Below are 21,058 nucleotides of genomic sequence, written 5' to 3'. Positions count from 1 at the left end.
GCGCGGCCCGCGCCCCGTCCGGGTGGGGCGGGCGGCCCGCCTATAAAGGTTGACGGACACCCGTCGGCAGAGGAAGTTAGGGTGTCCTCCGCCGGGGTGATTTCCGTCACCAAGGCCAGGCTGGGTCCGAGTGGACCTCACATCCCACCGCTTCGAGGTATGTCTCGTATGCGCATCCGTCTCGTCAGCAGGTTGCTCGCGGTCCTTGGCTTCGTTGCGGCCGCTGGCGCCGCCGACGCCCAGAACGGCACGATCAGTGGCCGCGTCACGCAGGAGGAAGGGGGCGCTGCGCTCCCGGGCGCTCGCGTGCAGGCTTTCACCGGCGCCACGCCCGCCGGGATGCCCGTCGGTTCCGGGGAGGACGGTTCGTACCGCCTCACCGTCCCGGCCGGCACGTACGCGGTCGAGGTCACGTCCATCGGCTACTCCAAGCGCCGCATCGAGGGCGTGACGGTAGCGGCCGGCGCGACGGTGACCCTCAACGTCGCGCTGACGCAGGTCGCCGCCATCCTCAACCCGGTGGTCTCGACGGGCGTGCGCGGCGTCGGCGGCGAGAAGATCCTCGAGTCGCCCAACGCGATCTCGATGATCACCTCGGAGCGCATCGCCGAACGTCCGGCGGTCACGGTCACCGACCACCTCAAGGGTCAGCCGGGCCTGTCGATCTCGAACGGCGGCATCGTGCAGGCGAACATCGTCTCGCGCGGCTTCAACAACGCGTTCTCGACGTCGATGCTGATGCTGCAGGACTACCGCTTCGCCGGCGTGCCCTCGCTGCGCGTCAACGTGCCGTTCCTGTTCACCGGCACCGGCGAGGACATCGACCGCATCGAGGTGCTGCAGGGTCCGGCCTCGGCGCTGTATGGCCCGAACTCCGGCGCCGGCGTGCTCCACGTGATCACGAAGTCGCCGTTCGATTCGCGCGGCACCTCGCTGACGCTGGACGGCGGTGAGCGCTCGATGTTCCGCCTCGCCGGCCGCCACGCGCAGCGCATCAACGACCAGTTCGCCTTCAAGCTCTCGGGCGAGTACTTCCGCGCCGACGACTGGCAGTACAACGACCCCAACGAGCCGGCCACCTGGTCGGCCACCGATGCGCGCGTGCCCGCCAGCCGCCAGGGCCAGCCGGTGACGCGCAACTTCGGCCTCGAGCGCTACAGCACCGAGGCCCGCCTCGACTGGCGCCCGAACGAGGACACCGAGGCCATCACGACCTTCGGCTACACGATGGCCGGCAGCGCACTCGAAATCACGACGACCTTCGGCGCGGCGCAGGTGCAGAACTGGAGCTACACCAACTTCCAGCAGCGCTTCCGCCACAAGGACTTCTTCGCGCAGGTGTTCTACAACGCGTCGAACTCCGGCAACAACGACGCCAACGACCCGAACGGCACCTTCTACCTCCGCTCCGGCATCCCGGTCGTGGACCAGTCCTCGGTGCTGGTGTTCCAGGCGCAGCAGGCGTACACGCTCGGCAGCACGCGCCTCGTCGGCGGCATCGATTACATCGCGACCACCCCGGAGACCAAGGGGACGATTATGGGTCGCAACGAGAACGACGACAACATCAATGAGATGGGCGGTTACCTGCAGTTCACGCAGCCGCTGACCGACAAGCTGGACCTGCTCGGCGCCGTGCGCGGCGATATGAACTCGCGCATCGAAGGCACGCAGTTCTCGCCCCGCGCCGCGCTGCTCTACAAGGCCGCGCCGAACCACAACTTCCGCTTCACGTTCAACCGCGCGTTCGGTTCGCCGGCGTCGTTCGCCTTCTTCCTCGACCAGTGGTCGGGACAGTCGGTGGACGCCGGCCCGGGCTTCAACAACCCGGCCACCGGGAATACGGAAGTGCGCATCTTCGGCAACCCGGCCAAGGACGGCTGGCGCTATGACCGCAGCTGCGCCACGGCGCAGACCACGGCCAACGGCCTGTGCATGCAGTCCAACTTCACCGGGAACAACCGCACCCCAGTGGCGGGCGCCCAGATGTTCCCTGCGGTGCTCAACGCCGGCGTCGGTGCGCAGATTGCGGCCGGATTGGCCGCGGCATTCGGCCTGAACACGACCCAGCGCGACAACATCGCTGCGGCCCTCAACGGTCTGACGCCGACCAACACGCAGATGCCGTTGGTCCTGCGCAACCTGACGCCGGGCCTCGGCTCGCCGCTGGTGAACTTCAACACCGTGCAGGACCTCGCCCCGCTGGGTGCCAACTTCTCCAACACCTGGGAAATCGGCTACAAGGGCATCATCGGTGACCGCCTGCGCTTCTCGGCGGACTACTGGTACCAGATCCGGCCCGCCGATCCGACCACCCAGGTCGTGAACTTCGACGACGCCGTGTTCTTCGATCCGGGCTCCGGCACCAGCCCGAACGGCCTCACGGGCTTCGTCGGCGGCAATGCCACGTTGCAGGGCGCGTTGGTGGCCAATGGTGTGCCGGCGCCCGCCGTACCGGCGGCGATGTCGACCATCATCACCACGCTCGCGAGCATCCCGACGGGCACGCTGGCCTTCGATTCGCCGCTGTACGACCGCTCGTACTTCGTGTTCACGTACCAGAACGCCGAAGGCCACGTGGACGTCCGCGGCATCGACCTCGCCGTCGACTACCTGCTCGACGGTGGCTGGGCAGTCGAGGCCACCTACTCCAACCTGAGCCGCAACGTCTTCGCTGACGCGCGCGGCGCCACGGCGGCCAACCCGCTCGCCGCCAACACGCCGAAGCACCGGGGCTCGCTGACCGTCCGCCGTTCGGACGAGACGCGCAATATGAGCTACGAGATCCGCGGTCGGTATATGGACGCCTTCCCGGTCAACTCGGGCGTGTTCAACAGCTACAACGTCGGTACGCCGGTGCGCTACGACCGCGTCCCGGTCAACGCCTTCCTGGACGCCGGCTTCTCCTGGAAGCTCCCGGTGGCCCAGAACATCCGCTGGTCGCTCAACATCCAGAACCTGCTCGACAACCAGGTGCCGTCGTTCATCGGCGTCGCCCCGGTCGGCCGGTTCGCCACGACCCGCGTCTCGTACAACTTCTAAGCGACACCTGCAGGACCGGCGGGGGGTGGGCCAAGCGGCCCACCCCCCGCCGTGTATTTTGCAGGGTGCTCCTGCTCGACCCCTCGCGCCGCCTCGTCATCGGCCACCGCGGCGCCCGCGCCGTGCGGCCCGAGAACACCCTCGCCTCGCTGCGCCACGCGGCAGCGCTCGGCGTGGATGCGCTGGAATTCGACCTGCACCTCGCCCGCGACGGCGAACCGGTGCTGCACCACGACCCCACCCTGGACCGCACCACCGACGCCCGGGGCCCCATCCGCGAGCGCAGCAGCGCCGAGTTGGCGCAGGTCAACGCCGCGTACCGGTTCAGTACGGACGGCGGACGCAGCTTTGCCTTCCGCGACCGTCCCGAGCCCGTCCCCTCGTTGCGCGAGGCGCTGGCGGCCATCCCCGACCTGCCGCTGATCATCGAGATGAAGTCGGTGGAGGTCGCCCGCCCTGCCCTCGCCGTCCTCCGCGAGACGCAGAACCTGCACCGCGTGCTCGTCGGGAGCTTTCTGGACGAGGCGCTGATTCCTTTTCAGGAGGCGGGCGTGCCGGTCAGCCCCGGCTCCGGCACGCTCACGAGGCAGTACCTTCCGGCCCTTGCCGGTGCGCGGCCCACGCGCCTCCCGTACCAAGCGCTCTGCATCCCGCCGTTCCACCGCATCATCCCCCTGCCCGTCGAGCGCTTTGCGCAGATGATGCGCGCCGCCGGCGGCCCGACGCACGTCTGGACCATCAATGACCCTGCCCGCGCCGCAGGCCTGTGGCGCGCTGGCATCAACGGCATCATTACCGACGACCCGGAGCCGATGCTCCGGATCCGCGAGACCCTTCGGTGACCGCACCAACCCAGCCCGCCAAGCCAGAGAAGAAGCCCACCAACTACAAGGCCGCCTGGGCCGAGACCCGGCGCCTGATGTGGCAGCACCGCGGCGCCCTCGGCATCGGCCTCGTGTTGATGCTCGTCAATCGCCTCTCGGGCCTCGTCCTCCCCGGCAGCGTGAAGTGGATCGTCGACGAGGTGCTCGGCAAGGGACGCATCGAGCTGCTCACGCCGATCGCCGTCGCCGCCGGCGTGGCCACGCTGCTGCAAGCCTCGAGCTCCTTCGCGCTCTCGCAGGTGATCTCGGTGGCCGCCCAGCGCGCCATCACCGAACTGCGCCGCAAGGTGCAGGCGCGTGTGCTGCGCCTCCCGGTGAGCTTCTTCGACGCGACGCAGAGCGGCATCCTCATCAACCGCGTGATGAACGACGCCGAAGGCATCCGCAACCTCATCGGCACGGGCATCATCCAACTGGTGGGCGGGATGCTCACGGCCTCGCTGGCGCTGGGCTACCTGTTCTATCTCAACTGGTTCCTCACCGTCGTCACGCTGGTGTTCCTGGCGGTGTTCGGCGGCGTGATGGCCTACGCCTTCGTGAAGCTGCGGCCGATCTTCCGCGAGCGTTCCAAGATCCAGGCCGAGGTCAGCGGACGGCTCGGCCAGGCGATGGGCGGCGCGCGCGTGGTGAAGGTGTACACCGCCGAAAAGCGCGAGGAGATCGTCTTCACGCGCGGCGCACATCGGCTGTTCCGGAACATCGCCAGCACCATCACCGGCACCAGCGCCGTCGGCGCGATGGCGACGGTGATCATCGGTGCGGTGGGCGTGCTGATCCTCGTCGTCGGCGGCCGCGCGGTGGCCGCGGGCCAGATGACGCTCGGCGACCTCATCAGCTACGTGTTCTTCGTCGGCCTCGTCAGCTTCCCGGTGGTGCAGATGGCCAACATCGGCACGCAGATCACGGAGGCCTTCGCCGGCCTCGACCGCATCCGCGAGATCTTCGAGACGCCCACCGAGGACGAGGACGACCGCGCTCGGCATCTGCTGAACGACGCTAACGGCGACGTCGCGTTCGAGGGCGTGTGGTTCGAGTACCGTCCGGGCATTCCCGTGCTCAAGGACGTCACCTTCACCGCCAAGGCCGGCACGACCACGGCGCTGGTGGGCTCCAGCGGCTCGGGCAAGAGCACGTTGATCTCGCTGATCCTGGCGTTCAACCGTCCGCTGCGCGGCCGCATCACGATCGGCGGGCAGGACCTCGCCACGCTCCGCCTGCGCGACTATCGCAGCACGCTAGGCGTGGTGCTGCAGGACAACTTCCTCTTCGACGGCACGGTGGCCGAGAACATCGCGTTCTCGCGGCCAGGGGCCACGCGCGACGAGATCATCGCGGCGGCGCGCATCGCCAACTGCGACGAGTTCGTGAAGGGCTTCCCCGACGGCTACGAGACCATCGTCGGCGAGCGCGGCGTGAAGCTCTCCGGCGGGCAGCGGCAGCGCGTCGCGATCGCCCGCGCCATCCTCGCCGACCCGCAGGTGCTGATCCTCGACGAGGCCACGAGCTCGCTGGACTCCGAGAGCGAGCGCGAGATCCGCGAGGCCCTGCGCCAACTGCGCGCCGGACGCACGACCTTCGTCATCGCGCACCGGCTCTCGACGATCCGCTCAGCGGACCAGATCCTCGTGCTCGAGGAGGGGCAGATCATCGAGCGCGGGTCGCACCGCGAGCTGATGGCGCTCGGAGGGCGGTACAAGGTCCTGCACGACACGCAGCACGCGGTGGAGCAGGATTTGTTCGTGAACCCCGGGGAGGAGGTGGTTCCGCTCGACGTCACGGGCTGAACTGCTATTCACCACAGAGGGCACAGAGAACTGCACTGCTTGTTCAACGCAGAGGCGCAGAGTTCGCAGAGAACTACAACCGCAACTGCAAATTCTTGGGGGCTCGTACCGAGTTATCGGTGCGAGCCCCCTAAAAAAGCAGTTGCTGTTCTCTGCGAGCTCTGCGCCTCTGCGTTAGGAGCAGTTCGCAGTTGCCGTTCTCTGTGCCCTCTGTGCCCTCTGTGCCCTCTGTGGTGAAACGCAGTCCGGACCGAACCTTACTGCGCCACCCGTCTCCCGCTCACCCGCGACCCATCCCCCGGCATCGACCATTCGCCGCTGAGGACGTCGCCCTCGAAGATGATGTTGAACGTGGCCTCGTCCCCCGTGGGCGCGGTGACCTTGATGATCATCGAGTTGCCGCTGCGCTTGGCCGAGTTGGTGGACATCGGCGGGAAGGCCTGGCTGGAGATGACGCCCGAGTAGTCGTCGCCGGAGACGTGGCGCAGGTCCATCACGAAGTCGAAGGCCTGCCCTTGTGCCGTGAGGGCGATGGTCCAACGGCCCACCGGGTTGACCGCGGCAGGGGCCGGCTGGGCGACGGCGGCGGGAGCCGCGGCAGGCGCCGGCGCGGAAGCCGCAGGCGTCGAGGACGAGCTGGCGCAGGCGGTGGATGCCAGCGCGAGGCCGGCGAGGGTGGCGGCGAGTCTGATGCGCATCGGCAGTGCCTCGTAAGGGTGGGTGCGACGGTGGGTGAATCGGCTCTCAGTCGGCCGCGACGGTGCGCGTCGAGGCCCATTCCCGCAACTCGGCGATCCGCTCCCACATCGTGCCTGACAGCGGTCGGGTGGACGAAATCTCGTGCAGGAGCGCGCCGGTGTCGAGCGCGGTGTTGCCCGAGAAGGCGCCGTAGAGGCCGCCCACCACCACCTGCTCGATCTCGGCGCCGCTGAAGCCCTCACTGGCCTGCGCGAGCGCGGGGAGGTCGAAGCGGGCCGGATCCTGGTTGCGGCGCTGCAGATGGATCCGGAAGATCTCGGAGCGCGCCGCCACCTTGGGCAGGTCCACGAAGAACACTTCGTCGAAGCGCCCTTTGCGGATGAACTCCGGCGGCAGCTTGGCGATGTCGTTGGACGTCGCCATCACGAAGACGTCGCCCTGGCGCTCCTGCAACCAGCTCAGGAAGGTGCCGAACACACGCTTGGAGACGCCGCCGTCAGAGTCGCCGCCACTGGCGAAGGCCTTCTCGAGCTCGTCAATCCACAGCACGATCGGCGCCATCCGCTCGGCGGTGCGCATCGCGCGCTTGAAGTTCTTCTCGCTGTCGCCGATGTACTTGTCGTAGAGGTTGGCCGGGTCGAGCTTCAGCAGCGGCAGGCCCCATTCGCTGGCCACGGCCTTGGCGCAGAGCGACTTCCCGCAGCCCGGCACGCCCAGGAGCAACACACCGCGCGGGAACCCGAGACCGAACTGCGCCGCCCGCTGCGGGTCGTGGACCACGGCGCGACGTTTGGCCAACCAGGCCTTGAAGCCGTGCAGCCCCGCGACCTCGCCCAGCGATTGCTCGGCCGGCCAGTATTCCAGCAGGCCGTCCTGCTCCACCACCTGCCGCTTAGCCTCGGCCACGCGCTTCACGTCGTTGGCGCGCAGGGCGCCGTCTTCCATTATCAGCTTGGTGATGACCTTCTCGGCCTCGGTGTGCGTGAGGCCTACGAGGTTGTTCACGAGGCGCGTGCGTTCCTCGTGCGTGATCTCGACGCGCACCGGCATCTTGGCCGAGAGCTCGCGGATGACGCGCTCGAGCAACTGGCGATGGTCGTTGAAGCTCGGCGGCGGCAGCTCGAGCGTCACCGCGTGCGGTCGCAGTGAGTCCGGCAGGTGCACGCCGTGCCCGGAAATCACCAGCGCACCGCGACGGTTGCCGAAGTGCGCCACCACGTCGGTGACGTGGCTGGCCACCACCGGATCGTCGAGAAACGCACCGAGGCCGCGAAAGTGAAAGACGCCGACACCCTCCTGCGGGATGCGCGCCAACGCCGCGGCGGGCTCGGCCGTCTTCTCGATGATCGGGTCGCCCGGCTGTGCGCCCCGGCGAATGCCCCGCGAGCGGCTCCAGGAGAAGAACAGCAGCGACTGCTGCGAGGCGATGGTTGCCAGCAACTGGTCGGCGCGCTCGAGCTCCGGTGTGTCGAGGAGCAGGAGCGCGTACTTGGAACGGATGAGCAGCTCGAGTTCGGCCGCCGTATCTTTCACGCGATGCACGCCTCTGCGGGAGATGGGCGCCAAGTTACCGCGCCGGACGACACTTCGCACCCACCCGCCCAAGCCTGGCGGATGCTCGCGCTGGTGGCCGTGGCCGAGCTGCTGGGGATGAGCCTGTGGTTCGCCGGTAGCGCCGCGGCGCCGGCCCTGACCCTGCGCTGGGAGCTGTCGCCCGCCCAAGTCGGTGGGCTCTCCACGGCCGTCCAGCTGGGCTTCGTCGCCGGCACAGCTGTCTCGGCCCTGCTCAACCTCGCCGACGTCATTCCGGCCCGTCGGCTCTTCGCTGTCTGCGCGGTGCTCGGCGCTGCCGCCAACCTCCTGCTCTTGGTCGCGCCGGGATACGGCACCGCCCTGCTCGGCCGCGCCCTCACCGGTGCGATGCTCGCTGGTGTGTATCCGCCCGCGATGAAGATGGCGGCGACTTGGTTTCTCGCCCGCCGCGGCATCGCGATCGCCTTCGTCGTCGGGGCGCTCACCGTCGGCAAGGCCTCGCCGTACCTGTGGCACGCGATTCCGGCCCTGCCCTTCGCCGTCCCCATCATCGCCGCCTCGTGCTCAGCGTTGCTGGCCGCCGCGCTCATCCACTGGCGCTGGTTCGACGGCCCCTTCGCGTTCCCGGCGCGCCCGTTCTCGTGGGGCTTGGTGGGCGAAGTGCTGCGCAGTGCCCGTTGGCGGCAGGCCACCGGCGGCTACCTTGGGCATATGGCCGAGCTCTACTCCTACTGGACCTGGATTCCGGCGTTCCTGGCCGCGAGTGCCGTGGCGTCGAGTGGCCGCGCTGAATCGGCGGCGGCGCCCTGGGTGGGCGTGCTGGCCTTCGCGACGATCGCCATCGGCGGCTTCGGCTGCCTCTGGGGCGGTGTCGTGGGCGATCGCATCGGACGCGCCCGCGTGGCCTCACGTGCGATGCTCGCCAGCGGGGCGCTGGCGCTGGCGATCGGCTTCGCCTTTGGGCGCGCTCCGTGGCTTGTCGCCATCCTCGCATTGGCTTGGGGCTTTTTCATCATCGCCGACTCGGCGCAGTTCTCGGCGTTGGTGACGGAGTCGGTGCCGGCGCACGCGGTGGGCACGGCGCTGACGGTGCAGGTGTCGCTGGGCTTCCTGCTCACGACGCTCACCATCCAACTCATTCCGCCGGCCGTGGCGCGCGTGGGCTGGGAAGGTGCTTTCGCTCTGCTGGCCGTGGGGCCGGCATTGGGCGTGTGGGCGCTGCGCCACTTGGTGCGCGAAGAACGCGCGGCGAGGGCCGTGGCGTGAAGACGTCGATCGCCGCGGTGATGCGCGCCTTCGACGACGGGCGCGACCGCTCCGAGTTCTATCGTGGCTGGCGGATGGGGCTCAGCGCCGGGCTGACCCACCCAGCGATCCTCTCCAAGACCGTCGCGCGCGGCGGGGCGACCGGCGCGATCCGCGATCATCTCCTCGCCGGCACGTCGAAGGGCAAGGACATCGCCAGCCTGGTGCGTGCCGCGCCGAAGCTGTTCGAGCCCTTCGAGGCCGCGCTGCTGCGAATGGGCGAAGAATCCGGACAGTTGGCGGAAATGCTCACGCATCTCGCCGACTTTCACCAGCGGCAGTACCGGATGATCCTGCAGGTGAAGAAGTGGATGACCTACCCGATGTTCCTCACGCTGTTCGCGGTGTGGGTCGCGCCGCTGCCCTTGATCTTCTACGGCCAGGTAAAGGCGTACTTCACGATCGTGGCGCTCGGCTTGGTGGGTTGGTTCGCCGGCGGCGGGGTCGTGCTGGCCGGGCTGGCACAACGATACCAGCGGCGGTCGCAGTTCGTGCGGGCGCGATTTGCGCGCACGCTGGCCCTATGCATCGAGGCCGGCCTGCCACTGCCACGCGCGGCAATGCTGGCAGCCGAATCGTCGGGGGACCCGCAGCTGTACGCGCACGTGCGGCGATTCGGCGAGCGGGCCTTGGCCTCGCAGCCGCTGAGCGTGACGCTGCGCGGCAGCCCGATTCTCACGCCGGAGCTCGATGCGGCGCTGCAGGTGGCCGAGTCCACTGGGGATTTTGGTAGCTCGCTGGGCCGGCTGGCCGACCTTTATGAGGATGGCTTCAAGTAGATTTCGGGCGTGACGCGCTCGAATACCCCGGCGCTGGGCGCTATCGCGCTCGCGACGTTCCTGACGCTGGTCCCCATCACGCTGCTGGTCCCCGGGCTCACCGAGCTCGTGGTCGACCGGCACGGCGGGACGCGGTTCCAGGCGCACCTGTTCGTCTCGCTCAACCAGTTGGCCGGCATCGTCGCCGTGCCCGTCGCGATGGCCCTGCACCGTCGCTGGCCGCAGACGCGGCGCTGGGTGATGGGCCTGCTGGCGCTCGACGCCGTCTCGTTCGTCGGGATGGGCGCGTCGACGACGCTGGCGGGGCTCTTCGCCTGGCGCGCGCTCGACGGCATCGCGCACCTGCCGGCGGTGACCTTCCTGATGATTGCCGCCAACCGCAGCGGCGGGGAGCGTCGCGGGGCGTCGCTGGGTTTGGTGGCCGGCGCGCTGATGGTCGGCGTCGGTGTCGGCGCACCGTTGGGCGGCCTCTTGATCGACCGCGATCCGCTCAGCGTGTATCGCGTCGGCGCGGTGCTGCTGCTGCTCGCGTCCGTGACCGGCGCGTTCGTCCCCGAGTCTGCCGCGCCCGCGCGCGACCCGCAGGCGCGGTATCGCTGGGACCGCCGCCGCCTCGTGAGCTGGATGCCGCTGGCGTATGGCTTCGCCGACCGCTTCTTGATCGGCATCTTCGTCTCGACGTTCACGCTGTTCCTGACCGAGGTGCACGGCGTCGGTGCCGCCACGCGCGGAATGCTGATGTCCTTGTTCCTGCTGCCCTTCGCCGTGCTGAGTTGGCCGGCCGGCAAGCTCGCTGACCGCGTCGGCTGGTTCTGGCCACTCATCGGCGCCAACGTGGCCTTCGGCGGCGTGTACGCGCTGTATGGCTTCCTGCCGATGTCACTGCTGCCTTGGGCGATGATCGCCAGCGGCGTACTCAGCGCGCTGATGTTCGCCCCGAGCCTCGTGCTCGTCAGCGACTTCGCGAAGCGCGGCGCAGGGGAAGGCCTCTTCGGCAGCTTCCAGGTGGCGGGCTCGTTCGGCTTCCTCACCGGCCCGCTCGTCGGCGGCACGCTGGTGGAAGTGCTGCGACGCGCCGACGGCGCGCCGGCCTGGTCGACGATCTTCACCGGCGTCGGCCTGTTGCTCTCGGCGTTCGGCCTGTTCAGCTGGCGCGTGCTCGGCCCCATCGCGCGCAGCGACCGCCTGCCCGACCCGCCCGGACGCCGCGGGGGCGTGGTCAACGTCCCCGTGCTCGCGCCGAGCGTGGACTCGCGCGGCAATGCCTTCACGCGCACCGTCGCCACTGGGCTGATGCGGATCTTCGGGTGGAGGTTCACCGGCGAGCCCATCCCCGACGTGAAGAAGATGGTGCTCATCGTCGCGCCGCACACCTCCAACTGGGACTTCTGCGTCGGCGTGATGGCCAAATACGCCATCGGCCTGCGCGGTACATTCCTCGGCAAGGACACGCTGTTCCGTTTTCCGCTGGGCCTGTTGATGCGCTGGCTGGGCGGTATCCCGGTGGACCGTTTCAGCAAGCAGGACGTCGTGACCCAGACCGCCGAGCTCGTGCAGCAGCGCGAGCGCGTGACCATCGCGCTCTCGCCCGAGGGCACGCGCAAAGCCACGCCGCGCTGGCGCTCCGGCTTCTGGTGGATCGCGCACAAGGCCCAGATACCCATCGTGCCGGTGGCGTTCGACTTCTCCACGCGCTCTATTCATATCCATCCGCCGTTCGCGACCACCGGCGACCCCGACCGCGACATCCAGACGCTGCGCGCGCTCTACACACCGCAGATGGCCTTCGACCCGAGGAAGTACATCCCGTGACGACCCGCCGCTCGATGCTTCGTTCCCTCGGTGCCGCGGCGCTTGCCGCCAGCGCCCTCCCCCGCGCGCTGCGCGCCTTCCCGGCTTCGCGGGCGCTCGACGGCGTGGGCGTGCAGTTGTACACGCTGCGCAACGAGATGCGGGCGGATCCGGAAGGGACGCTGCGCGAAATCGCAAGACTCGGGTACCAGGAGATCGAGTGGTGGGGCGACTGGGGCCGCTCGCCTTCTGTGCTGCGCTCGCAGCTCGACGCCCTCAGCCTCAAGGCGCCGGCGTGGCACGTACCTGTCGAGGCGCTGCAGCCTGAGCGTATTGATGCCACGATCGCGACGGCGCAGGCGATGGGCCACAAGCATCTGATTGTCGCGTGGACCGCACCTGCCCAGCGCAGCGCCGAGGGCTTTGGGCGACTCGGCGCCCTCCTCAGCGCCGCCGGCCGTCAGGCCAGCGCCCACGGGATCCGCACCGGATACCACAATCACGACTTTGAGTTCGAGCGCATCGGCGAGCAGACGCGCTGGGACCTGCTGCTCGCGACCAGCGATCCCGCGTACGTGGACATCGAGCTCGACTGCTTCTGGGCGTTCAAGGCCGGGCACGACCCGGTCCAGTTGCTGCAGCGGCATCGCGATCGCATCACGCACCTGCACCTGAAGGATTCCGCGGGCCCGCCGGATCACCGGCAGATGGACGTCGGGCACGGTGTGATCGACTGGCGACGGCTGCTGTCGGTGGCGTTGGAGGGGCGGGTGCGCAACGTGTTCGTGGAGCACGACGAGCCGGCGGATGCGTGGGCGACGGTGGCGGCGGGGCGCGAGTATTTGCGACGGCTCGGGTACTGACGGGCGATGGTCAGCCTTCGCGTGGACTGGGGCTGGTCAGCCAATCCACGCCGCGGCATTAGCACTTCATTAAGAGTCCGTGAAGGGGGATGCGCCGCCAAGGGTTCCCCCGCATCGTCGCTGGCGGCGAGCGGAGGGCAGTGCAACCCTTGGCGCGCTCCAGACGTCTAAGGGGAGCGGGTGATTCGCGCCGCCCCCTGCAGGACTCCCACCCCTCTCTCGAGACGCGATCCGTGCGACTTCCGAAGTCCCGCAAGACGATGATCGTGCTGGTGCTGCTCCTGCTGGGCGTCCCCAGCGCGTGGCTGCTGGCACGCCCTGCGGTCGACGACGGCAGTTCGCTGGTGGCTTCGGTGCGCCAAGGCGAGTTCACGGTGCTGGTGACCACTGCGGGAGAGCTCCGCGCCCAGTCCTTCGTGCAGATCGCCGGGCCGCCCGGAATGCAACAGGCCAACGCCTTCAACATCCGCATCCAGACGCTCGTGCCCGAAGGGACGATCGTGAAGGCTGGCGACTTCGTGGCGGAACTCGATCGTTCCTCGCTGGCGCAGCGCCGCTCGGACGTATCGCTGGCGCTGCAGAAGGCGGAGGCGCAGTTCGAGCAGGCGATGCTCGACTCGACACTCAATCTCTCGAAAGCGCGGGAAGACATCCGCGGGATGGAGCTCGCACTTGAGGAGCGGCGGCTGGCGCGTGAGCAGGCGGTGTACGAGGCCCCCACGGTGCAGCGGCAGGCGGAGATCGACCTGGAGCGCGCGCAACGGGCGCTGGCGCAGGCTCGGCTCGATTACGTGACGAGGGTGGAGCAAGCGCGAGCCAAGATGAACGAGGTCGGTGCCGACGTGCAGCGGCAGCGCAACCTCTTGACCATCGTGGACCAAGTCACGCAGGGCTTCACGATCCGCGCGCCATCCGAAGGAATGGTGATCTACGTCAAGGAGTGGAACGGCAAGAAGCGCACCGCGGGCTCGCAGATCGGCCCCTGGGATCCGAACGTGGCGACGCTTCCGGACCTCTCGAAAATGGAGTCGATCACCTACGTCAATGAAATCGACGTGCGGCGAGTCGCTGTCGGGCAGCAGGTGACGATCTCGCTGGACTCCGATCCGACGAAGCGGCTCGCAGGCGTGGTGGCGGGCGTCGCCAATGTCGGGGAGCAGCGACCCAACACCGATGCCAAGGTCTTCGAAGTGCGCATCACGGTGTCGGGGGCGGACACCACGTTGCGGCCCGGGATGACCACGAGCAACGCGGTACGGACCGCACGGCTCGCGGACGCGCTCTCCGTGCCGCTCGAGGCCGTGACGACCATCGACGACGTGCCCTACGTGTTCCGCCGCAGCGGAGTGCGCGTCATCCGGCAGGAAGTCGAGACCGGTGTGATGAATGACAACGAGGTCGTCGTGCTGCGGGGTGTGTCGGCCGGGGATCAAGTGCTGCTGGTGCCACCGCCGAATCCGGATCGGCTCTCGGCCGTGCGCTTGCCAGGGTCGACTCGCGGCGCGCCAGCCGCCGCAGGCGACACGGCGACCACGACGCGATCCGTTCCGCCCGGTGCCTGAGGGCGGCCGCTGGACGGCGCGCGGCCAGGCATTCGCCGCGCACGCGCTGTTTGCGTTGCGCACGGCCCTCGAGGCCGTGGCGCACAATCGCCTGCGCGCCGGCCTGACCTCGCTCGGCATCCTGTTCGGCGTGGCCTCCGTCATCGCGATGCTCGCGATCGGACGCGGCGCCGAAGCCGAGATTCTGGAGCAGATGAAGCTATTGGGCGCCAACAACGTGCTCGTCGCGCCCTATGTCGAACAGCAGGAGGGCGCCGCTGAGGAGGAGGACGCGCGACAGGCGAAGCGCTTCACACCGGGACTCACGTACCTCGATGCCGAAGCGATTCGTGCCCACGTGCCGGGCGTCGATGCGGTCAGTGCGGAGATCGTCCTCAACACGTCCATCACGCGCGAAGGCCGCCGCCGGTCGGGGCGCGTCGTCGGCGTTGACAGCGCGTACTTCCGCCTGCTCAATATGCAGTTGGCCCGCGGCAGCCACTTTACGGCCGAGCAGATGGCGCAGGGGCGGCCCGTCGCCATCATCGGCCACGGCGTCCGTACTCGCTTCTTCACGACCGAGGACCCCATTGGCAGGCCCATCAAAGTCGGAGAGACCTGGCTCACGGTGGTGGGCGTGCTGGCGGACCGACAAGTGGCCGGCGAGAACACCGAGCGGCTCGGCCTCCGCGACATCGGAATGGACGTCTTCGTCCCGGTCCAATCGCTGCTGCTGCGCTACCGTAACCGCGCCCTTGTGACCCAGGCGCAGATCGAGTTGGCCAGTCGCCCGGCGGGCGCCCCCACGGCCGAGACAGAGGAACCGCCCGCCGAAGTGCGCGCCGAGCGCTCAAACCAGAACCAGTTGGACCGAATCGTGGTGCGCGTGGCGGACTCGCGGCAGGTACCGCAGGTTGCCGACGTCGTGCGCCGGATGCTGACGCGCCGCCACAACGGCGTCGTGGACTTCGAGGTGACCGTGCCGGAGCTGCTGCTCAAGCAGGAGCAGCGCGCCAAGACCATCTTCAACGTGGTACTCGGCGCCATCGCGAGCATCTCCCTGATCGTTGGCGGCATCGGCATTATGAACATTATGCTGGCCTCGATCCTCGAGCGGATCCGGGAGATTGGCGTGCGCCGCGCGATGGGCGCGACGCAACGGGACATCCTTGCGCAGTTCCTTGCCGAGGCGGTGTTGATCAGCGTCGCCGGCGGGGTGGCGGGAATCGCGGTCGGCACGGCGCTCAGCGTCGGCATCCAGCACCTCGCCGGGATCCGGACGATGGTGTCGGGCGTCTCCGTGGCGGTGGCCTTCGGGGTCTCGCTGACGGTGGGGTTGGTGTTCGGCATCGTCCCTGCTTGGCGCGCGGCGCGGCAGGACCCGGTGGTCTGCCTTCGATACGAGTGAACCGATGACACGAGCGATTCGGCCGGTGGCGGCCGTCCTGCTGCTCTGGGCCGTGCCGCTATGGGCGCAGGCCCCGTTGCGATTCTCTCTCGCGGATGCGGTGGCGCGGGCGCAGCGCGAGAGCCACGCGGCCAAGGCGGCGGCGGCGACGCGGGACGCGGCGCGGGCTCGGGACCGCGCATTCGGTGCCGGCCTGCTGCCCCAGCTCGCGCTGACCGGGAACGCGCCCTCCTACAACCGCTCCATCATCCCCGTCATTGACCCGGTCACGGGCCAGACGGTCTACCGTGAGCAGGAGCAGAACGAGGCCTCGGCGAATATGGCGCTGACGCAGCGCCTGCCCGTGTTGGGCGGAGACCTGTTCGTGAGCTCCGCCCTCTCGCGCCTCGATCGAGGTGGCAGCATCAACGACCGGCTTTGGAACTCGACGCCGCTCTTGCTGGGCATCCGGCAGGATATTTTCCGGCCGAATCGCCTGCGATGGGACTCCCGGGAGCAGGACCTGCGGGCCGACATCGCCGAGCGCGCGTACCTCGAGGCGATGGAAGATATCGCCGTGCAGGCGACCAATACGTTCTTCGACTACTACACGGCACAACTGCAGTTGGTGAACGCCGAAACGAACGCGGCAGTGAACGACACCCTATATACGCTCAACCGCGGGCGCTTCGAGGTCGGGCGCCTCGGAGAGAACGAGCTCCTACAGAGCGAACTCGCGCTGCTGCGCGCGCAGGTGGCGCTCGACGGCGCCCGGTTGGAGCGGGACCGGACCTTGGCGGCCTTGCGTCTCGCGCTGAACCTGCCAGTCGGTACGGCGCTCGAGGTCGTCGTGGATGCGGACGTTCCCGAACTGCGTGCTGATACGACGCTCGCCGTGCAACAGGCCCTTCGGAATCGTGCGACCATCGCCGACTTGCACCTGCAGGAGACGCAGGCGGACCGGCGCGTTGCGGAAGCGCGCTACGGCACCGGTGCCGGCGCCACCCTGCAAGCGTCGATGGGGTTCAATCAGACTTCACTAGGCGGCGTCGGCGACGTGTATCGCGACCTCGGCGAAGCGCAGCGCGTCACACTCGCCGTGTCCGTGCCCCTGGTACAGTGGGGCGGTCGCACCGCGCAGATGCAAGCGGCCAAGCTCGACGGCGAGCGCGTTGAGCACGCCGGGCGTCAGACCCGCGAACAGACCGCACAGGAGGCACATTTCGCCGCCCTCCAGCTCGCGCTCACACGCCGGCAACTGGCTATTGCGGCGAAGGCTGACACGGTCGGCGCCAAGCGCTTCGACGTGGCCAAGAACCGCTATGTCATCGGGCGCATCGGGCCGGACATCCTGTACCAAGCGCAGACGGAGAAGGACCAGGCCCTGCTGCAGTACCTGCAGTCATTGCGCGGATACTGGGTGGCGTACTATCGGCTCCGGCGCGTCACGATGTATGATTTCGTCGCCGAGCGTCCGATTCGCTGACGCCGCTGCGACGACTACGATGCCGACTCCACGAATGGATACCGATCGCCTCGCCGATGCGCCGCGTTACCTCGCTCACATCTGCGCTGCGGGCCTGCTAGTCGCCTGTGCCGACTCCGGTTCGAAGCCCCCGAACCCCGACGCGCTCGTAGAATCGCCGATCCAGCGCCTCTGGCAGATCGGCGGTGTCGATGACACGGCCTTGGTCTTCGAGACGCTCACGCGCAACGACGTCGTCGCCGACGCGCAGGACCGTCTCTTCGTCATCGACCGGACCGCCGGGCGCATCGCCGTGCTCGACTCCAGCGGCGTGCTGCGCGCGAGCTGGGGTCGCCGCGGTCCGGGTCCCGGGGAGCTCACGTTTCCCTTGACGCTCGCCGTCGCGCCGGACGGCGCCGTGCACGTGTTCGACGCCGAGAAGAGTCGGCTCGTGGTGTTCGACCAAGCGGGTCAGTTTCGCGAGGAGTATGTCGCGACGTCGGGACGTCCGTTCCGATTTCGCTTTCGCTCCGACGCAACAATCGTCGGCAGCTCGGCTCCTCGCAGCGGCGGGGGAGCACGCCTCCTCGCCGAAGCAGCCGACGCCTGGCAGGTCCTCGACTCCGTTCCGTCCGCCAAGACCGGGATGATCGAGTCCGTCTGCAACGTCATCGGGTACTCCGTGGAGCCGGTCTTCCAGCCGGTCCTTGCCTGGGACGCGCGCGGCGACACCATCGTCTCGTCGACTGGCGAGTTCACCATCGTCGTGCGGACACCACGGGCGGCACCGCGCGCGCTGTCGCGTGACACGCTCCGTCGCCCCACCGATCGCGCCCTCGCCGCACGCGAGCTCGGTCCGGGACGCAGCATCCAGCTCCAGGGACGAAAGCCCTGCACGATCCCGACCGACCGGCTGCTCGAAGTGGCGCACATCGAGCCGCGGATGCCCGCGTACACCGACCTGACGCTCGACGCGCGCGGCTACGTCTGGGCGACGCGCGACGTCCTGAGCGACGAGCCGACCGTGGCCGACGTCTTCCATCTCGATTCGGGCTTCATCCGAACCGTCACGCTCGGCACGGCACGTCCCGTCCTGTTCCTGCGCAACGGCACGATGATCAGCATCGAGCGGGACGAGGATGACGTGCCGACAATCGTCGCGTACCGGGTGCCGGCGTCCGCGCTGGAGCCGCAGTGACGCGTACGCGCTGAGAGCGGCAGGCAGTGGCGGGCAGTGGCGGGCGCGATGCTCGGGCGTTCTATTGGTGGCCGAGGTCCTATCCCGCACCCGCCAACGTCCCCTCCCAATGGCCGAAGCCAAGACCAAACCCACCAACGCCAGCGTCGCGCAGTACATCAAGTCCCGAGCGACGCCCCAGCAGGCGAAGGACTGCAAGCAGCTCACCGCGATGCTCCGCCGCGTCACCGGGAAGTCCCCGAAGATGTGGGGGCCGAGCATCGTCGGGTTCGGCGTGTACACGTACACCTATGCCACGGGGCGCACGGGCGACTGGCCGGTGGCGGGATTCGCCATCCGCGGAAAGGACCTCGTGGTCTACGTGATGGCCGAGACCGCGAAGAACCGGGCACTTCTGCCCAAGCTCGGCAAGTACCGGATCGGTAAGTCTTGCCTGTATTTCAAGCAGTTGACCGACGTGAATCTCACCGTGCTCGAGCGCATCGTGGCCGAGTCGGTGGCCGAGCTCAAGCGTCGCTATCCATAACCCGGGGTACCGCGTGAACCGTCTGCTGAAGTGGATCGGCTACGCCGCCGCATCGTTGACCGTGCTCGTGCTGGTCGCGGCGACGGCAGCCTACGCGATGTCAGAGCGGACGATTCGTGCGCGATACACAATCGATGCGCCCCTGTTCGCACAACCGCTGCCGAACGATTCGGCGACCATCGCCGAAGGCGAACGCATCGCGCGCACCCGTGGTTGCTTCGCCTGCCACGGCGACGCGTTGCAGGGCGGCGTGTTCTTCTCCGAGCCGAATGTCGCCACGGTGGTCGCACCGAACCTGACCCGCCTCGTGCCCACGCGCTCGGACGCCGAGCTGGAGCGGGCGCTGCGCCACGGCGTCCGGGGCGATTCGACGTCGCTCTTCACGATGCCCGCGGAGATGCTCCGCTCGCTCACCGACGACGACCTCGCGCGCCTGCTGGCCTTCCTGCGATCGTTGCCGAGCACGGACGGGATGGACGGCGCACTCCAACTCGGTCCGCTCGGACGCGTCGGTGTCGCGCTTGGGCAGTTCCGCCCGTCGCGCTACTACGTCGAGACGGAGACGCCGCTGCCCCCGCCCAGCGACACCACGCTGCGCACCGGGCACTACGCCGCCATCACGATGTGCACGGAATGCCACGGCCACGAGATGCAAGGCGTCGATGGCTCCCCGTCGCTGCCGGGCATCCTGCCGGCCTACACGTTGGAGGAGTTCACGCACTTGATGCGCTCCGGCGAGGCCAAGGGCGGACGTGAGCTCCCAATGATGAGCGGCGTCTCGCGCAACCGCTTCGCCCACCTGACCGCCGATGAGATGGAAGGGCTCTTCCGCTATCTTCGGGCGCTGGGTGAGAGCTCGGGTGCACCGTAGCCGCTTGCTCCGCGGCGCGCTGTGGGCGAGCGTCGGGCTCAACGGGTTGGGCGTCGCGATCTTTGCGCCGCTGGCCTTCGGGCGCCCGTCACCGTTCGTGCCGGTCGATGTCAGTCCCTTCTTCGCCGCCCAAGTCGGCTTCACCATCGCGCTCTTCGGCGGCGTCTACGCCTGGATGGCACGTCAGCGCGTCGTCCCGGCCCCGTTGCTTGTCGTCGGCGGCCTCGGCAAACTTGGGTTCTTCGCGTTGACTCTCGCCTACGCCATCGCCGGGCAGCTCCCGGCGCAGATGGCCATCAGCGCCCTCCCCGACCTCGCGTTCGCCCTCGTGTTCCTCGCAGCGGCGCGCGCCCCACAGGACTAGGATGCACAAGGACATCGCCGCCTACATCAAGCACCAGGACCCCGCGCATCGTGCCGTCTGCACGCTGCTCGCCAAGGAGATCGACGCCAGGCTGGCTGGCGCCGAGTCCAAGATCTGGCATCGGCATCCGGTGTGGTTCCTCGACGGGAACCCCATCGTCGGCTTCAGCAAGCAGAAGCCCGGCATCCGCCTGATGTTCTGGAGCGGCGCCGACTTTGGCGAGCCGGGCCTCGACGTGATCGGCGGGAAGTTCAAGGACGCCTCGGTGTTCTTCAACGCGGCGGCAGAGGTCAAGCCGACGGTGCTGCGCCGCTGGCTCAAGAAGGCCGCGGCGATCCAGTGGGACTACAAGAACCTCGTGCGCAGCAAGGGCAAGCTCGCGCGGCTGAAGTAAGGACGCGCGAAGCGTCGGACGCGCATTCCTGCGCGTCCGACGCTTCGGCGCTCCGCTCCTACCGCTTCGCGATCGGCACCGTGCGCGGCGGCGCCTTCTGCTGCTGCAGCTTCGGCACCTTCACCGTCAGCACGCCGTTCGCGAATTCTGCGGAGACCTTGTCCTCCGCGACCTCGAGCGGGAACCGGAAGATCCGCTCGAAACTGCCGTACTCACGCTCCCAGAGGTGATACGTCCGCTCCGCATCTTGTGAGCGGCGCTCCTCCTCCTTCTTGCCCTTCAGCGTGAGCACCCCTTCCGCCATCGCCACCTCGACGTTCTCCGGTGAGAGGCCGGGAAGCTCGGCGGTGAGGACATACTCCGTCGGGGTCTCCGAGGCCTCGACTGCCGGCGACCAAGCCAGCACGTCGAAGCGCCGATCGGCGCGTGGGCTCATCGCGAAGTCAAGCCCGAACGGTTCCTCGAAGAACCGGCGGATCCGGTTCCGCATCGTCGCAAGCTCCCGGGTCGGCGACGCGGGCGCATCCTTGATGAGTGGTGACATCGTACTCCCTCCGTTGGAGTGCCCATACGATGCGCACGCATTCCTCGCCACGCTGTCGGGTGCCGGACGCAACTGGCGTCAGGCATTG

Annotated in this window: 17 protein-coding genes; 14 read left to right on the top strand and 3 right to left on the bottom strand. The window is 68.5% G+C overall.

Annotated features, from left to right (window positions below):
* Positions 1-168: 168 nt before the first annotated feature.
* The 3 genes from KF689_01565 (at position 169) to KF689_01555 (ending at position 5,710) form a co-directional block, all read left to right on the top strand.
* Complete coding sequence (locus tag KF689_01565) at positions 169-3,042, top strand: TonB-dependent receptor (protein MBX3132057.1); 2,874 nt, start codon at positions 169-171, stop codon at positions 3,040-3,042.
* Positions 3,043-3,107: 65 nt separating this feature from the next.
* Positions 3,108-3,884, top strand: a complete 777-nt coding sequence (locus KF689_01560; GenBank protein ID MBX3132056.1) for a hypothetical protein — start codon at positions 3,108-3,110, stop codon at positions 3,882-3,884.
* Between the two features lie 77 nt (positions 3,885-3,961).
* A complete protein-coding gene (locus tag KF689_01555) occupies positions 3,962-5,710 on the top strand; it encodes an ABC transporter ATP-binding protein (GenBank protein ID MBX3132055.1) in 1,749 nt (582 codons plus the stop codon).
* 257 nt (positions 5,711-5,967) lie between these two features.
* Here KF689_01555 and KF689_01550 read toward each other — a convergent pair whose 3' ends face one another.
* Both KF689_01550 and KF689_01545 read right to left on the bottom strand, forming a co-directional pair.
* Positions 5,968-6,408: a hypothetical protein gene (locus KF689_01550; GenBank protein ID MBX3132054.1), complete on the bottom strand. Its 441-nt coding sequence runs from the start codon at positions 6,406-6,408 to the stop codon at positions 5,968-5,970.
* Between the two features lie 46 nt (positions 6,409-6,454).
* Positions 6,455-7,942 carry an AAA family ATPase gene (locus KF689_01545; protein ID MBX3132053.1) on the bottom strand — a complete coding sequence of 496 codons (1,488 nt, stop codon included), beginning with the start codon at positions 7,940-7,942 and terminating at the stop codon, positions 6,455-6,457.
* 3 nt (positions 7,943-7,945) lie between these two features.
* Here KF689_01545 and KF689_01540 point away from each other — a divergent pair, with 3 nt between their 5' ends.
* From KF689_01540 to KF689_01490, 11 genes are all read left to right on the top strand, one after another.
* The gene (locus tag KF689_01540) at positions 7,946-9,208 is read left to right on the top strand and encodes a hypothetical protein (GenBank protein MBX3132052.1); all 1,263 of its coding nucleotides are present in this window, start codon (positions 7,946-7,948) and stop codon (positions 9,206-9,208) included.
* Entirely contained in the window at positions 9,205-10,026 is an 822-nt protein-coding gene (locus KF689_01535) for a type II secretion system F family protein (GenBank protein MBX3132051.1), read from the top strand. The genes KF689_01540 and KF689_01535 overlap by 4 nt, the downstream gene beginning before the upstream one ends.
* 9 nt (positions 10,027-10,035) lie before the next feature.
* Positions 10,036-11,838 (top strand): MFS transporter, encoded by a 1,803-nt coding sequence (locus KF689_01530; GenBank protein MBX3132050.1) that lies wholly within the window; start codon positions 10,036-10,038, stop codon positions 11,836-11,838.
* A gap of 14 nt (positions 11,839-11,852) precedes the next feature.
* The gene (locus tag KF689_01525; GenBank protein ID MBX3132049.1) at positions 11,853-12,680 is read left to right on the top strand and encodes a sugar phosphate isomerase/epimerase; all 828 of its coding nucleotides are present in this window, start codon (positions 11,853-11,855) and stop codon (positions 12,678-12,680) included.
* A 1,386-nt stretch (positions 12,681-14,066) separates the two neighbouring features.
* Positions 14,067-15,629 carry an ABC transporter permease gene (locus KF689_01520; protein ID MBX3132048.1) on the top strand — a complete coding sequence of 521 codons (1,563 nt, stop codon included), beginning with the start codon at positions 14,067-14,069 and terminating at the stop codon, positions 15,627-15,629.
* Positions 15,630-15,633: 4 nt separating this feature from the next.
* Entirely contained in the window at positions 15,634-17,094 is a 1,461-nt protein-coding gene (locus tag KF689_01515) for a TolC family protein (GenBank protein MBX3132047.1), read from the top strand.
* Between the two features lie 34 nt (positions 17,095-17,128).
* The gene (locus tag KF689_01510) at positions 17,129-18,271 is read left to right on the top strand and encodes a hypothetical protein (GenBank protein ID MBX3132046.1); all 1,143 of its coding nucleotides are present in this window, start codon (positions 17,129-17,131) and stop codon (positions 18,269-18,271) included.
* A 109-nt stretch (positions 18,272-18,380) separates the two neighbouring features.
* Positions 18,381-18,797 (top strand): DUF1801 domain-containing protein, encoded by a 417-nt coding sequence (locus KF689_01505; GenBank protein ID MBX3132045.1) that lies wholly within the window; start codon positions 18,381-18,383, stop codon positions 18,795-18,797.
* A gap of 13 nt (positions 18,798-18,810) precedes the next feature.
* On the top strand, positions 18,811-19,668 hold the full coding sequence (locus KF689_01500) for a c-type cytochrome (GenBank protein MBX3132044.1): 858 nt from the start codon (positions 18,811-18,813) through the stop codon (positions 19,666-19,668).
* Complete coding sequence (locus KF689_01495) at positions 19,658-20,032, top strand: hypothetical protein (protein MBX3132043.1); 375 nt, start codon at positions 19,658-19,660, stop codon at positions 20,030-20,032. The genes KF689_01500 and KF689_01495 overlap by 11 nt, the downstream gene beginning before the upstream one ends.
* 1 nt (position 20,033) lies before the next feature.
* Complete coding sequence (locus tag KF689_01490; protein ID MBX3132042.1) at positions 20,034-20,426, top strand: DUF1801 domain-containing protein; 393 nt, start codon at positions 20,034-20,036, stop codon at positions 20,424-20,426.
* Between the two features lie 58 nt (positions 20,427-20,484).
* Here KF689_01490 and KF689_01485 read toward each other — a convergent pair whose 3' ends face one another.
* Complete coding sequence (locus tag KF689_01485) at positions 20,485-20,970, bottom strand: Hsp20/alpha crystallin family protein (GenBank protein MBX3132041.1); 486 nt, start codon at positions 20,968-20,970, stop codon at positions 20,485-20,487.
* Positions 20,971-21,058 lie beyond the last annotated feature (88 nt).

This window comes from Gemmatimonadaceae bacterium, from assembly GCA_019637355.1.
Taxonomy (GTDB): Bacteria; Gemmatimonadota; Gemmatimonadetes; order Gemmatimonadales; family Gemmatimonadaceae; genus Pseudogemmatithrix.
Note: the sequence above shows the minus strand (reverse complement) of the source record. Positions and strands in the feature narration are given on the sequence as shown.

Bases quoted from the DNA above. Each gene is read 5' to 3' on its own strand.
- KF689_01565 (MBX3132057.1), top strand. From the start codon at position 169: ATGCGCATCCGTCTCGTCAGCAGGTTGCTCGCGGTCCTTGGCTTCGTT.
- KF689_01555 (MBX3132055.1), top strand. From the start codon at position 3,962: ATGTGGCAGCACCGCGGCGCCCTCGGCATCGGCCTCGTGTTGATGCTC.
- KF689_01550 (MBX3132054.1), bottom strand. From the start codon at position 6,408: ATGCGCATCAGACTCGCCGCCACCCTCGCCGGCCTCGCGCTGGCATCC.
- KF689_01540 (MBX3132052.1), top strand. From the start codon at position 7,946: ATGCACGCCTCTGCGGGAGATGGGCGCCAAGTTACCGCGCCGGACGAC.
- KF689_01525 (MBX3132049.1), top strand. From the start codon at position 11,853: ATGCTTCGTTCCCTCGGTGCCGCGGCGCTTGCCGCCAGCGCCCTCCCC.
- KF689_01520 (MBX3132048.1), top strand. From the start codon at position 14,067: ATGACAACGAGGTCGTCGTGCTGCGGGGTGTGTCGGCCGGGGATCAAG.
- KF689_01515 (MBX3132047.1), top strand. From the start codon at position 15,634: ATGACACGAGCGATTCGGCCGGTGGCGGCCGTCCTGCTGCTCTGGGCC.
- KF689_01510 (MBX3132046.1), top strand. From the start codon at position 17,129: ATGGATACCGATCGCCTCGCCGATGCGCCGCGTTACCTCGCTCACATC.
- KF689_01505 (MBX3132045.1), top strand. From the start codon at position 18,381: ATGGCCGAAGCCAAGACCAAACCCACCAACGCCAGCGTCGCGCAGTAC.
- KF689_01490 (MBX3132042.1), top strand. From the start codon at position 20,034: ATGCACAAGGACATCGCCGCCTACATCAAGCACCAGGACCCCGCGCAT.
- KF689_01485 (MBX3132041.1), bottom strand. From the start codon at position 20,970: ATGTCACCACTCATCAAGGATGCGCCCGCGTCGCCGACCCGGGAGCTT.